The 13,421-nt window shown below is 66.2% G+C and carries 11 protein-coding genes; 7 read left to right on the top strand and 4 right to left on the bottom strand.

Going from position 1 to position 13,421, the window contains the following annotated elements:
* Window positions 1-166 precede the first annotated feature (166 nt).
* The 3 genes from msbA (at window position 167) to BLT78_RS14135 (ending at window position 4,559) form a co-directional block, all read left to right on the top strand.
* Complete coding sequence (msbA, locus tag BLT78_RS14145) at window positions 167-1,966, top strand: lipid A export permease/ATP-binding protein MsbA (protein ID WP_090349578.1); 1,800 nt, start codon at window positions 167-169, stop codon at window positions 1,964-1,966.
* Window positions 1,967-2,083: 117 nt separating this feature from the next.
* Complete coding sequence (gene hldE / locus BLT78_RS14140; RefSeq protein WP_090349577.1) at window positions 2,084-3,508, top strand: bifunctional D-glycero-beta-D-manno-heptose-7-phosphate kinase/D-glycero-beta-D-manno-heptose 1-phosphate adenylyltransferase HldE; 1,425 nt, start codon at window positions 2,084-2,086, stop codon at window positions 3,506-3,508.
* A gap of 121 nt (window positions 3,509-3,629) precedes the next feature.
* Window positions 3,630-4,559 carry a ketoacyl-ACP synthase III gene (locus BLT78_RS14135; protein ID WP_090349576.1) on the top strand — a complete coding sequence of 310 codons (930 nt, stop codon included), beginning with the start codon at window positions 3,630-3,632 and terminating at the stop codon, window positions 4,557-4,559.
* A 148-nt stretch (window positions 4,560-4,707) separates the two neighbouring features.
* Here the strand turns inward: BLT78_RS14135 and BLT78_RS14130 are convergent, their stop codons facing one another.
* From BLT78_RS14130 to BLT78_RS14115, 4 genes are all read right to left on the bottom strand, one after another.
* Window positions 4,708-5,577, bottom strand: coding sequence for a metal ABC transporter ATPase (locus BLT78_RS14130; protein WP_090349575.1), 870 nt, complete (start codon window positions 5,575-5,577; stop codon window positions 4,708-4,710).
* Window positions 5,578-5,714: 137 nt separating this feature from the next.
* Window positions 5,715-6,563, bottom strand: coding sequence for an aldo/keto reductase (locus BLT78_RS14125; protein WP_090349574.1), 849 nt, complete (start codon window positions 6,561-6,563; stop codon window positions 5,715-5,717).
* Window positions 6,560-7,735 carry an NAD(P)/FAD-dependent oxidoreductase gene (locus tag BLT78_RS14120; protein WP_090349573.1) on the bottom strand — a complete coding sequence of 392 codons (1,176 nt, stop codon included), beginning with the start codon at window positions 7,733-7,735 and terminating at the stop codon, window positions 6,560-6,562. The genes BLT78_RS14125 and BLT78_RS14120 overlap by 4 nt, the downstream gene beginning before the upstream one ends.
* 45 nt (window positions 7,736-7,780) lie before the next feature.
* Window positions 7,781-8,113 carry a DMT family transporter gene (locus tag BLT78_RS14115; protein WP_090349572.1) on the bottom strand — a complete coding sequence of 111 codons (333 nt, stop codon included), beginning with the start codon at window positions 8,111-8,113 and terminating at the stop codon, window positions 7,781-7,783.
* A gap of 96 nt (window positions 8,114-8,209) precedes the next feature.
* On the opposite strand from BLT78_RS14115, the gene BLT78_RS14110 reads away from it, so the two are divergent.
* The 4 genes from BLT78_RS14110 (at window position 8,210) to wecC (ending at window position 13,419) form a co-directional block, all read left to right on the top strand.
* Window positions 8,210-9,091 carry a LysR family transcriptional regulator gene (locus BLT78_RS14110; RefSeq protein ID WP_090349571.1) on the top strand — a complete coding sequence of 294 codons (882 nt, stop codon included), beginning with the start codon at window positions 8,210-8,212 and terminating at the stop codon, window positions 9,089-9,091.
* Window positions 9,092-9,197: 106 nt separating this feature from the next.
* Window positions 9,198-10,481: a lipid IV(A) 3-deoxy-D-manno-octulosonic acid transferase gene (waaA, locus tag BLT78_RS14105; protein WP_090349570.1), complete on the top strand. Its 1,284-nt coding sequence runs from the start codon at window positions 9,198-9,200 to the stop codon at window positions 10,479-10,481.
* Between the two features lie 456 nt (window positions 10,482-10,937).
* Window positions 10,938-12,059 carry a non-hydrolyzing UDP-N-acetylglucosamine 2-epimerase gene (gene wecB, locus BLT78_RS14100; RefSeq protein WP_090349569.1) on the top strand — a complete coding sequence of 374 codons (1,122 nt, stop codon included), beginning with the start codon at window positions 10,938-10,940 and terminating at the stop codon, window positions 12,057-12,059.
* A 97-nt stretch (window positions 12,060-12,156) separates the two neighbouring features.
* Window positions 12,157-13,419, top strand: a complete 1,263-nt coding sequence (gene wecC, locus BLT78_RS14095) for a UDP-N-acetyl-D-mannosamine dehydrogenase (RefSeq protein ID WP_090349568.1) — start codon at window positions 12,157-12,159, stop codon at window positions 13,417-13,419.
* Window positions 13,420-13,421: the final 2 nt, after the last annotated feature.

Below are 13,421 nucleotides of genomic sequence, written 5' to 3'. Positions count from 1 at the left end.
GTCGCCTTGCGAGCGTGGATGGAAGCGGGGCAGGCTGTGCCCGAGAGTGGAGTATTGTCGGCCAGTGCCTTCCCCTAAGTCCACGCCCCCTGCCGGCGTGTGGTCGGGGCAAGGCATCGGCGCGTGCTAGAATCCCGCACCTGCCTCTCTGGACCAGTCTCCCGCGATGAGCCAAACCCCGAACGCTCCAACTTCTTCGAGCCTCCGCATCTACCTGCGCCTGCTGTCCTACGTGAAGCCCTATCTGGGCTACTTCCTGGTCAGCATCCTCGGTTATGTGATCTTCGCCTCGACCCAGCCGATGATGGCGGGGATCCTCAAGTATTTCGTCGACGGCCTCACCAACCCCGAGGCTGCGCTGTTTCCCGGAGTGGAGTGGCTGGCCGATCTGCCACTGCTGTATGCCGTGCCGCTGCTGATCGTGCTGATCGCCGCCTGGCAGGGGGTCGGATCGTTCCTCGGCAACTACTATCTGGCGCGGGTTTCGCTGGGGCTGGTGCACGACCTGCGGGTGGCGCTGTTCGATAGCCTGCTGACCTTGCCCAACCGTTACTACGATCAGCACAACTCCGGTCACCTGATCTCGCGCATCACCTTCAACGTGACCATGGTCACCGGCGCGGCGACCGACGCGATCAAGGTGGTCATCCGCGAGGGGCTGACCGTCGTGTTCCTGTTCGGCTACCTGCTGTGGATGAACTGGAAGCTGACCCTGGTGATGCTGGCCATCCTGCCGGTGATCGCCCTGATGGTGACCAGCGCCAGCAAGAAATTCCGCAAGCAGAGCAAGAAGGTCCAGGTGGCGATGGGCGATCTCACCCACGTCTCCTCGGAAACCATCCAGGGCTACCGGGTGGTGCGCAGCTTTGGCGGCGAACCCTACGAGCAGGCGCGCTTTCTCCGGGCCAGCGAGGGCAACCGCGACAAGCAGCTCGGTATGGTCAAGACCTCTGCGGTCTATACGCCGACTCTGCAGCTGCTGATCTACAGCGCCATGGGCGCCCTGATGTTCCTCGTGCTGTTCCTGCGTGGTGAGGCCACGGCGGGCGACCTGGTCGCCTATATCACTGCCGCCGGCCTGTTGCCCAAGCCCATCCGGCAGCTCTCGGAGGTCAGTGCCAATGTCCAGAAGGGCCTGGCGGCCGCCGACAGCATCTTCGAGCAACTCGACGAGGCACCTGAGGTCGATCACGGCACGGTGGAGCGCGAGCGCGTCAGCGGCCGCCTCGAGGTCAAGCAGTTGAGCTTCGTCTATCCGGGCACCGACAAGCAGGTGCTGCACGACATCAGTTTCAGCGTCGAGCCGGGGCAGATGGTGGCGCTGGTCGGTCGCTCCGGCAGCGGCAAGTCGACCTTGGCCGGTCTGATCCCGCGCTTCTATCACCATGATCAAGGGCAGATATTCCTCGATGGCGTGGAGATCGAGGACTATACGCTGCGCAACCTGCGCCGCCATATCGCCCTGGTCAGCCAGCAGGTCACCCTGTTCAACGACAGCGTGGCCAGCAACATCGCCTACGGTGACCTGGCCGGGGCGCCACGCGCGGCCATCGAGCAGGCCGCTGCCGACGCCTATGCCAAGGAGTTCATCGACAAGCTGCCGCAGGGCTTCGATACCGAGGTCGGCGAGAACGGCGTGCTGCTCTCCGGTGGCCAGCGCCAGCGCATCGCCATCGCTCGCGCGCTGCTCAAGGATGCGCCACTGCTGATCCTCGACGAGGCTACCTCGGCGCTGGATACCGAGTCCGAGCGGCATATCCAGGCGGCGCTGGATCGCGTCATGCAGGGGCGCACCACCCTGGTGATCGCCCATCGCCTGTCTACCATCGAGAAGGCCGATCTGATCCTGGTGATGGACCAGGGCCGCATCGTCGAGCGTGGCACCCATGCCGAGCTGCTGGCGCTGAACGGCTACTACGCGCGGTTGCACGCCATGGGCCTGGAGGAGGGCGTCGATATCGCCTGATGCCTCGGCGGGGCCGACCGGCCGTGCGCCGTCGGCGCGCTTCTCGATGGCGCGCACGGCGCACCTGGCGTGGCGTGTTATGATCCCCGCCGTTTTCTCTTGCGCCCCGGAGCCCTCATGCAGCTGTCCATGCCCCGTTTCGATCAGGCCCCCGTGCTGGTGGTCGGTGATGTCATGCTCGATCGCTACTGGCATGGCGCGACCAACCGCATCTCGCCGGAGGCTCCGGTGCCGGTGGTCAAGGTCGAGCAGATCGAGGACCGCCCGGGCGGTGCGGCCAACGTCGCGCTGAACATCGCCGCGCTCGGTGCTCCGGCCTGGCTGGTCGGCGTCACCGGTCAGGACGAGGCGGCCGACAGCCTGGCCGAGCGTCTGCAGGCCGCCGGGGTGGCGGCGCACTTCCAGCGCATCGCCAGCCAGCCGACCATCGTCAAGCTGCGGGTGATGAGCCGCCATCAGCAGCTGTTGCGCCTCGACTTCGAGGAGCCGTTCGCCACCGATGGCGAGGCGCTGCTCGGCGAGGTGAGCGCGCTGCTGGACAAGGTGCGGGTGGTGATCCTCTCCGACTATGGCAAGGGCGCGCTGCAGAACCACCAGGGGCTGATCCGCGCGGCGCGCGCGCGCAACCTGCCGGTGCTCGCCGATCCCAAGGGCAAGGACTTCTCCATCTACCGTGGCGCCAGCCTGATCACTCCCAACCTCGCCGAGTTCGAGGCAGTGGTCGGTCGCTGCGCCGACGAGGCCGAGCTGGTCGCCAAGGGGCTCGAGCTGCTTGCCGAGCTGGATCTGGGCGCCCTGCTGGTGACCCGTGGCGAGCACGGCATGACCCTGCTGCGCCAGGGCCATCCGCCCCTGCACCTGCCGGCCCGTGCGCGCGAGGTGTTCGACGTCACCGGTGCAGGCGATACCGTGATTTCCACCCTCGCCACGGCTCTGGCTGCCGGCGAGGAACTGCCGCAGGCGGTGGCGTTGGCCAACCTGGCCGCCAGCATCGTGGTCGGCAAGCTCGGCACCGCCACTGTCAGCGCGCCGGAGCTGCGCCGCGCGGTGCAGCGCGAGCAGGGCGCCGGCCGCGGCGTGATGACCCTCGATCAGCTGTTGCCCGCGCTCGAGGACGCCCGCGCCCACGGCGAGAAGGTGGTGTTCACCAACGGTTGCTTCGACATCCTGCATGCCGGGCATGTGTCCTATCTGGAACAGGCGCGTGCCCTTGGCGACCGTCTGGTCGTGGCGATCAACGACGATGCTTCGGTAACCCGCCTGAAGGGGCCGGGGCGGCCGATCAACAGCGTCGACCGGCGCATGGCCGTGCTTGCCGGCCTGGGGGCGGTGGACTGGGTGGTCAGTTTCGCCGAGGACACCCCCGAGGCGCTGCTCGAGAAGGTGCGCCCGGAGGTGCTGGTCAAGGGCGGCGACTATGGCATCGACGGCGTGGTCGGGGCCGACATCGTGCGGACCTACGGTGGTGACGTGAAGGTGCTTAATTTCGTCGATAGTTGCTCGACCACTGCAATTGTCGAGAAGATTCGCGAGCGTTCCTGAGGTCGAAGGCTGCGTCCGGCAGGTATTCGGGCGGCAGCAGGCGTTTCTGCACGGACTGCTGGGCTGCAGCCCGCCATCCGCAGCATGGCGGCTGTGATCGGTTTAATTGTGGGAATACATAATGATCGGAATAAAGAGCATAGCCAGTTATATCCCGGCAGGCCGGATCGACAACATCGCCCAGGCCGCTGCCTTCGATCGCGACGAGGCCTTCGTCGCGAGCAAGATCGGCACTCCCAGCCTTTCCGTGAAGGATGCCGCCGAGGAGACCTCGGACCTGTGCGCCGCTGCCGTGCGCAACCTGCTGGCCAAGAACCCCGAGCTGCGCCTCGAGGATGTCCAGGCGCTGATCGTGGTCACCCAGAACGGTGACGGCGAGGGCCTGCCGCACACCTCGGCCATCGCCCAGCACAAGATCGGCCTGCCGACCAGCGTCGCCTGCTTCGACGTCTCCCTCGGCTGTTCCGGTTTCGTCTACGGCCTCTACGTGATCAAGGGCTTCATGGAAGCCGCCGGTCTGAAGAACGGCATCCTGGTCACCGCCGACCCCTACTCGAAGATCATGGATCGCAACGATCGCATGACCACCCTGCTGTTCGGCGATGCCGCCACCGCCACCTGGATCGGCGAGGATCCGGTGTGGGAGCTGGGGCCGGCGCGCTTCGGCACCGACGGCAGCGGCGCCGACCACCTGATCGTGCGCGACGGCTGCTTCCACATGAACGGCCGCCAGGTGTTCAACTTCGCCAGCCTGAAGATCATCCCGCACATGCAGGAGGTTCTCGAGGAAGCCGGCCTGAGCCTGGACAGCGTGGATGCCTACTGCCTGCACCAGGGCAGCGGCGCGATCGTCGATGCCATCGCCAAGAGACTAGGCGAGAACGGTGACAGAGTCGTGAAGGACATGTTCGGCGCCGGCAATACCGTGTCCTCGACCATCCCGCTGCTGATGGAGCGCTACGCCTTCGACGGCTCGCAGTGGAAAAACCTGGTGATGAGCGGCTTCGGCGTCGGTCTGTCCTGGGGCTCGGCGGTACTGCTGCGTCGCTGAGCTGCGTTGCGGAGCGATTCCATGTAGGGTGGGTTAGGCCGCAGGCCGTAACCCACCGTCCAGCCTGAGCCGGCAATCGGCGAGCGGGTGGCCATTGATGGTGGATTACGCCGCTGCGCGGCTAATCCACCCTACGCGCTAGCCCGCCCTATGCGCAGCGCCGCTGCCGCACCCAGTCCGTCCAGCTGATCCGCTCGTCGCGGATCAGCCAGCCATCCTGCATCGCGAAACTTTCCGACAGCCACAGTCCTTCGGTCGGGACGGGGTGCAGTTCGCCCTGGCGGAGGGTGAACAGTTCGCGCGGGCGCTCGATCGGCAGCAGGTAGAGATCCGGCTGCTGCGGATCCAGACGGCTGACCAGCACGCCGTCTTCCAGATACTCGTCGCTGTGATACAGGCTGGGCGCCTGTACCCCCCCGGGCAACTCCAGGCGCAGGTCGTAGACCAGTTGCAGCGATGCGGTCGGCAGGTGCACGTAGGCCTGCGGACGCTCCAGCAGCGGCAGCTCGCCGGCGTGCACCCGGCGCGCGTCTCCACACAGCGGGCTGAGGCGGAAGTACTGCTCGTCGTGGTACGGCAGGCTGTCGGCGTGCGGCGTGGGCAGCCAGTGTTCGCCGAAGCGCCCGCCCAGCCAGCCGCGCGGCGTTTCCACCAGGCACTCCTCGGCCACTTCCTGCAGGGCGGTGTGCAGCGGCAGGTGCAGCTCGTGGCTCGGCACATAGCCGGAGATCAGCTTGAGCACGCAGTCACCGCGATCGCGGCGCAGCTGGCGCACCAGCAGCCAGTAGTCGCGTCCCTGCCAGGCCAGGGTCAGGCGTACCGAGACCCCGAGGTTGGCCAGTTCGCAGGTGAAGTGCTGGGGATTGGCCACCTGCAGCGGTCGCCGCCGTTCGAGCATCTGGCGGAAGTTCAGCGGCGCGCCGAGCGGCTGGTAGACCAGGCACTGTGGGTTGGCTTCCACGTACAGCGGCAGGGTCTTGAAGGTGTCCGGGCTCTTGCGGGCGAGAATCCTCGGCATGGCGGCTCCTCTTCGGCTGACGAACGGTTGGCGGGAAGGGGATGACCCTGCGGCGCGGGGCAGGGCCCCGCAGCGGGTCAGCACAGGTTAGACGAGTCCGCCCGGCATGGTCGGACCGATCGTCGCGATCGCCGGTTTCAGCGGTCGTCGGCCCGCAGGCGGCCGAGCACGGTGGTGGCGGTGGCCACGTTGTGCGCCAGGTGTGCCGGGTTGATGGTGCCGACGATCGCGCTGCTCACCGCCGGATGGGCGAAGATCAGCTCGAAGCTGGCGCGCACCGGATCCGCCTCCGCCAAACCGGCGGCCTCTGCGGCAGTCAGCGCGGGACGGCAGGCATGTCCGCTGGCCAGCGCCTTCTTGATCAGGATGCCTTTGCCGTGGGCGGCGGCGTAGTCGAGTACCGGCCGTTCGCCCTGCTCGGCGAGGTTGTAGGTGACCATCGCGCAGTCGCCGTCCTGCAGGGCCTGCAGCCCGCCGGCCACGGTCTTGCCGGAGAAGCCGAAGGCACGGATCAGGCCTGCGCGCTTGAGATCGGCCAGGGTGGCGTACACCTCCTGCTGCAGCACCGCCAGGTCGTTGCCGTCGGAGTGCACCAGCACCAGATCGAGGTAGTCGGTTTCCAGCCGGCGCAGACTGCGCTCGACCGACAGGCGCGTGTGCGCGGCGCTGAAGTCGAAACGCGAGGCACCGTTGTCGAACTCCTCGCCGACCTTGCTGCAGATGACCCAGTCGTGGCGCTGGCCGCGCAGCAACGGGCCGAGGCGCTGCTCGCTGACCCCGTAGGCCGGTGCGGTGTCCAGCAGGTTGATGCCGAGGGCGTGCGCCTGGGCCAGCAGCTCGCTGGCCGCACGGTCGTCGGGAATGGTGAAGCCGCTCGGGTACTTCACGCCCTGGTCGCGGCCGAGCTTGACCGTGCCGAGGCCGAGTGGCGAGACGCGCAGGCCGGTCGAGCCCAGCGGGCGCCACAGATCGTGCAGGGTGGTCATGCGAACAGTTCCTCCCACAGGGGCGCGGCGAGCGGCGGGCGCGGCAGTTCCGGCAGGGAGAGCACGCCGGAGGGGCGGATGGCGGCATGCTCCAGGGCGGCCTGCACGCGGTCGGCGAAGTCGGGGGCCAGCGCCAGCTTGGTCGGCCAGCCAACCAGCAGGGCGCCCTGCTCACTGAGGAAGGCGTTGTCCGGGCGTACCAGGCCGGACTGCGCCGGCTCGGCGCGATCGACGCGCAGGGTGCGCCACTCGGCAGCGGACAGGTCGATCCACGGCAGCAGCTCGCCCAGCTCCTTCTGCGCGGCGCGGATCTGCGCCGCTTCGTCGCGCGCCACACCATCGGCCTCGGCCAGATCGCCGCCCAGATACCACACCCACTGGCCGTCAGGAGTCGGATGGCTGGTGATGGTGACCCGCGGCTTGGGACCGCCGCCCAGGCAGTGGGCGTACAGCGGTTTCAGGGTCGCCCCCTTGACCAGCACCATGTGCAGCGGCCGCAGCTGCTGCTGCGGCTGTGCGATGCCCAGGCTGTGCAGCAGGCCGGCATTGCCCTGCCCGGCGCACAGCACCACGCGGCGCGCACGGATCTCGCGGCCATCCACAACCAGCCCGGCCAGTTCACCACCCTCGCGCAGCGGCTCGATGCGCGCGCCGGCCAGCAGGCTGTCGCCAGCCAGTTCGGCCAGGCGCGCGATCAGGCTGGGCACGTCGAGCACCAGTTCTGCCAGTCGATAGACGCGCCCCTTGAACTTCGGGTCCTGCAGCGCCGCCGGCAGATCGGCGCCCTTGACCGCATCGACCCGCCCGCGCATCGCCTTGCTGGCGAAGAAGCTGGTCAGGTTGCCGGCCAGGGTGCCCGGCGACCACAGGTAGTGTGCAGCGGAGAGCAGGCGCACGCCGCAGAGGTCCAGCTCGCCGCTGCCGGCCAGCGCCTCGCGCCAGCGCCGCGGCATTTCGGCGATGGCCTCGGAGGAGCCGGTCAGTGCGCCGCTCAGCGCGTACTTGGTGCCGCCATGGATGATCCCCTGTGACTTCACGCTCTGGCCGCCGCCGAGGGCGGCGCATTCCACCAGCAGGCTGGCATAGCCGAGGCGACGCAGGCGGGCATTGAGCCACAGGCCGGCGACGCCGCCGCCGACGATCAGGACGTCCGTGCTGAGGGGGTGGGACATGGGCGGATCTCGCTTAAAAACAGGCGCGCAGTATAACCCGCCCGTTCAGTGCCCGGCGGTGGCGGAGAACAGCTGGATAACCAGCACGCCGCCGACGATCAGCACCATGCCCAGCACGGCCGGCAGATCCAGCCGCTGGCCGTAGAGGAACAGGGCAGCGAGGCTGACCAGCACGATACCCAGACCGGCCCAGATGGCATAAGCGATGCCGACCGGGATGCTGCGCATCACCAGACTCAGCATCCAGAAGGCCGTGAGGTAGCCGGCGACTACCAGCAGCAAGGGCAGCGGACGTTGCAGGCCGTCGACCGCCTTGAGTGCGGTGGTAGCGACCACTTCGGCGGTGATGGCGATGGCAAGGTAGAAATAACCGCTCATGGCAGGTCCTCCCGGAGTGCTCTGTGGCGGGATTCTAGGGGCATCCGCGATGGGGTAAAGTTGAAACCTATCTTCAATCAAGATGGGTTGCCGGGCATGCACTGGAGTCTGGAGCAGTTGCGACTGTTCGTCGGCGTCGCCGAGGTCAGTTCGTTTTCCGCAGTGGCGCGGCGGCAGGGGCGCGCGCAGTCGGCGGTGAGCAGTGCCGTGGCGCTGCTGGAGGCCGACTTGGGCGTAGTGCTGTTCGACCGTAGCAGCGGCCGGCAGCCGAGACTCACGGCGGCTGGGGCGGCGCTACTGGGGGAGGCGCGCGCGGTGCTGCAGCAGTGCGAGCGCATGGAGGCGCGGGCGCTGGGCCTCGCCCGAGGCGAAGAGGTCCGGCTGCGCCTGGCCCTCGACGAAGCCATGCCCTATCCACCGGTGCTCGCCAGCCTGGGTGCGCTGGCCGAGGCCTTTCCCCGTCTCGAAGTACAGCTGGCCAGCGGCGCCCAGGGCGACGTGGCACGCAAGCTGCTCGAGCGGCAGGCGGACCTCGGTCTGCTGTTCCATCACGAGCAGATGCCCGAGGCACTGGAGCGCCGCAATCTGGGGGCCATCGAGATGGTCACGGTATGCGGTGGCGCTCACCCGCTGGCGAGCGAGGTTCGGGTCGACCACCGGCAGCTGGCCCGCCACCGGCAATTGCTGATGGCCCCGCGAGACAACCGCTACCCCGGTGGGGAGCAGCTGGCACCGCTGGTGTGGCGCGCCGACAGCTTCTACGTCATGGCCGAGTTGGTGAGTCGCGGCCTGGGCTGGGCCTGGCTACCCCGTCACGTGGTGGAGTATCCGACCTATCGCGGCCTGCTGGTCGAGCTGAACAGTGATCATCGGCCGCCGCCGCTGGTGGTGGAGTTGGTCCATCGCCGTGATGAAGCCGCCGGCCCGGCGGCTCGCTGGCTGGCGGATTGCCTGGCGCACCAGCTCCTGCAGCCGTAATCGGGGTGAGAAAAGGCTCATATTTTTGTAAGCAAAATGCTATCTGCCGATGCGCAGGCCGCCTTGCGCTTTGCGCAGTGGCCCTCCGGGAGTAAGCTCCGCGCCCATGAATCGCCACATTTACACGCTTCTGCTGCACCTCGCACTGCCATTAATCGTCCTGCGTCTGTTCCTGCGCGGCCGCAAGGCCCCGGCCTACCGCCAGCGTATGTCCGAACGCTTCTCGTTCGGCCTGCCGCCCCTCAGGACGGGCGGTATCTGGGTGCACGCCGTGTCGGTGGGCGAGAGCATCGCCGCGGCGCCGATGATCCGCGCGCTCCTCGAGCGCCACCCCGAGCTGCCGATCACCGTCACCTGCATGACCCCAACCGGTTCCGAGCGCATCCGCGCGCTGTTCGGCGAACGGGTGCAGCACTGCTACCTGCCCTACGACCTGCCATGGGCGGCAGCACGCTTTCTCGACCGGGTTCGGCCGAGGCTTGCGGTGATCATGGAGACCGAGCTGTGGCCCAACCACATTCATCAGTGCGCCAGGCGCGGTATCCCCACCGTACTGGCCAATGCCCGCCTGTCGGCAAAATCCGCCCGCGGCTACGCGCGCTTTGCGGGACTGACCCGGCCGATGCTCGTCGAAATGAGCTGGATCGCCGTGCAGACCGCGGCCGAAGCCGAGCGCTTCCGTCAACTCGGCGCCCGCCCCGAGTGCGTCAGCGTCACCGGCTCGATCAAGTTCGACCTGAGCATCGATCCCGAGCTCAAGCCACGTGCCCAGGCCTTGCGCGCCAGTTGGGGAGCGAGTGCCCGCCCGGTGTGGATCGCCGCCAGCACCCATGCCGGCGAGGACGAGATCGTCCTCGAAGCCCATCGCCAGTTGCTGGCCGAGAAATCAGACGGGCTGCTGATCCTGGTGCCGCGCCATCCCGAACGTTTCGACAGTGTCCATGTCCTATGCCAACGCGCCGGTTTCCGCACCGTGCGCCGTTCGTCCAGCCAGCCGGTGACCGCAGACGACCAGGTGCTGCTCGGTGACACCATGGGCGAGCTGCTGTTTCTCTATGCGCTTGCCGATGTGGCCTTCGTCGGTGGCAGCCTGGTGCCCAACGGCGGGCACAACCTGTTGGAGCCAGCGGCGCTGGGCCTGCCTGTGCTGAGTGGCCCGCATCTGTTCAACTTCCTGGAGATCGCCGGGCAGTTGCGTGCGAAGGGGGCGCTGCTGGAATTGGAGGACGACCATGAGCTAGCTCTGCAGTTGCGGCAGCTCATAGGCAGCCCGCAAGAGCGTCAGCGCAGAGGGAGTGCCGCGCTGGCCGTACTGCAGGCCAATCAGGGGGCGCTCGGGCGGTTGCTGGATGGGGTGGCGAACTTGTTGCCGGATGAAGGGCTCAACTAGGGGCTCACAACCTTGCACGTTTTGCAAAGTGAAGGGGGGCGCGGGCAAAATGCCCCCCTTTTCCATGTTGGGATTCGCCTGGCTTGGGGCAGCAGGCACGCTGCACCAGCCTGTTGCCTATAAAGGGTGTTCGTTACTGGGCGTTCACCCGCTCCGCTGCGTTGCGCTTCGTTCTCAGGAAATACACGAGAAATCCTGGGGCGGTAGCGTGTCTGTGCAAGAGCCGCTACCTCGGTATCAGTGTCTGATGCCTCGTTGGCTGAAAGAAATTCGTCGGGTGCATGGCGCCTTGATGCGGGGCGGCAATTGGCCCCTCTCGTCGGGGGTTGTCAGGCCCGCAAGACGTTTGAAATATGGATCGCCACCGGGATCGCCCTTTCAGGGCGTCCGCATGGCCAATGCGGTCCAGAACATACATTGGTTCATAATTCGCAAGCCCTTCAGGGATCCTCTAGCATGAAAACCCTCTGTGTCTTCGGCACTCGTCCCGAAGCAATCAAAATGGCCCCCCTCGCTCTTGCCCTGGCCGCCGATGAGCGCTTCGAGGCCAAGGTCTGTGTCACCGGTCAGCACCGCGAAATGCTCGACCAAGTGCTGGGCCTGTTCGAGATTCAGCCGGATTTCGACCTGAACATCATGCGGCCGGGCCAAGACCTGACCGATGTCACCAGCGCAATCCTGCAAGGCATGAAAGGCGTATTTGCCGAGTTCAAGCCGGACATGGTGCTGGTTCACGGGGATACCGCCACCACCTTTGCCGCCAGCCTTGCTGCCTACTACCAGCAGATCCCGGTTGCTCACGTGGAAGCCGGCCTGCGCACCGGCAACCTCTACTCGCCGTGGCCGGAAGAGGCCAACCGCAAGCTTACCGGCGCCCTGGCCAACCTGCATTTTGCGCCGACCAGCAACTCCCAGGAAAACCTGCTCAGGGAAGGCGTCGCGCCGGACAGCATTGTTGTCACCGGCAATACGGTGATCGATGCCCTGCTCGACGTGGTCAATCGCCTGGATCAGGATAATGCGCTGTACGCCAAGGCGGCCGCGCCAACCGCATTTCTAGATGCCTCCCGCAAGCTGATCCTGGTTACCGGTCATCGCCGTGAAAGCTTCGGCGGTGGTTTTGAGCGCATCTGCCAGGCGCTGGTGGAGGTTGCCCAGCAACATCCCGATGTCGATATCGTCTACCCGGTACATCTGAATCCGAACGTGCGCGAGCCCGTCAACCGCCTGCTGACCGGCATCGACAACATCCATCTGATCGAGCCGCTGGACTATCTGCCTTTCGTCCACCTGATGAGTCGCGCCCACATCATCCTGACCGACTCTGGCGGTATTCAGGAGGAGGCGCCTTCCCTCGGCAAGCCTGTGCTGGTCATGCGCGATACCACCGAGCGCCCCGAGGCTGTGGCCGCCGGCACCGTCAAACTGGTTGGCACCGAGGCAGCCAGTATCGTCCGCGAACTGAATCGCCTGTTGCTTGACCAAGACGCCTACAAGGCCATGAGCTACGCCCACAACCCCTACGGCGATGGCCAAGCCTGCCAGCGTATCCTAGACGCATTGCTCGCAAATCGCTGAACAGGCCTGTTCCGCTACCTATTTTCTCTGAAGGATCCTCTCTCCTAACTAGGCAGGGAGGGTCAACCTTACTTGACTCCAGATAGAAAGGATTGCCATGCCCTTCCAGACCATTTCCGTCATCGGCCTCGGCTATATCGGCCTGCCTACCGCTGCCGTCTTCGCTTCGCGCAAGAAGAAAGTCATCGGCGTCGATGTGAACCAGAAAGCCGTGGACACCATCAACCGGGGTGAGATCCACATCATCGAGCCGGATCTGGACATCGTCGTGCACGCCTCCGTGACGGAGGGCTACCTGCGTGCGACCACCACTCCCGAGGCTGCCGACGCCTTCCTGATCGCCGTGCCGACGCCGTTCAAGGGCGACCACGAGCCGGATCTCTCCTATATCGAGGCTGCCAGTAAGGCCATTGCTCCGGTGCTCAAGGCTGGCGACCTGGTGATTCTCGAGTCCACCTCCCCGGTTGGCGCCACCGAAGCCATGTCCGCCTGGCTGGCTGAGGCCCGCCCGGACCTGACCTTCCCGCAGACCCATGGTGAGGACTCTGACGTTCGCGTCGCCCACTGCCCGGAGCGCGTTCTGCCGGGCCACGTCCTGCGCGAGCTGGTGGAAAACGACCGCATCATCGGCGGCATGACGCCGAAGTGCTCGAAGGCGGCACAGGCGCTGTACAAGATCTTCGTCGAGGGTGAGTGCATCATCACCGACGCCCGCACCGCCGAAATGTGCAAGCTGACCGAAAACAGCTTCCGTGACGTGAACATCGCCTTCGCCAATGAGTTGTCGATCATCTGCGACAAGCTCGGCATCAATGTGTGGGAGCTGATCCGCCTGGCCAACCGTCACCCGCGCGTCAACATCCTCCAGCCTGGCCCGGGCGTCGGCGGTCACTGCATCGCGGTCGATCCCTGGTTCATCGTCAGCCAGACTCCGGACGAGGCGCGCCTGATCCGCACTGCTCGCGAGGTCAATGATGGCAAGCCCCAGTGGGTGATCGACAAGGTCAAGCAGGCCGTCGGTGCATTCCTGGTGGAGAACCCGGGGCAAACCGCGCGCGATGTTACCGTCGCCTGCTTCGGCCTGGCGTTCAAGCCGGATATTGACGACTTGCGTGAAAGCCCCTCGCTGGGAATTGCCAAGACTTTGGCATCTGAGCTCTCCACCAAGCTGGTTTTGGTCGAGCCGAATATCGAGGAGCTCCCCAAGAGCTTGGCGGCGCACGCAAAGCTAGACGTACAGCAGGCCCTTGAGGTCGCCGATGTCGTCGTACTGCTGGTTAAGCATCGCGAGTTTCTGGATATGCCGGCATTGTGTCAGGGCGTACGTGTCGTAGATGCAACCGGCATTCTTGAGAACTAATT

This window comes from Pseudomonas oryzae, from assembly GCF_900104805.1.
Lineage (GTDB): Bacteria > Pseudomonadota > Gammaproteobacteria > Pseudomonadales > Pseudomonadaceae > Geopseudomonas > Geopseudomonas oryzae.
Note: the sequence above shows the minus strand (reverse complement) of the source record. Positions and strands in the feature narration are given on the sequence as shown.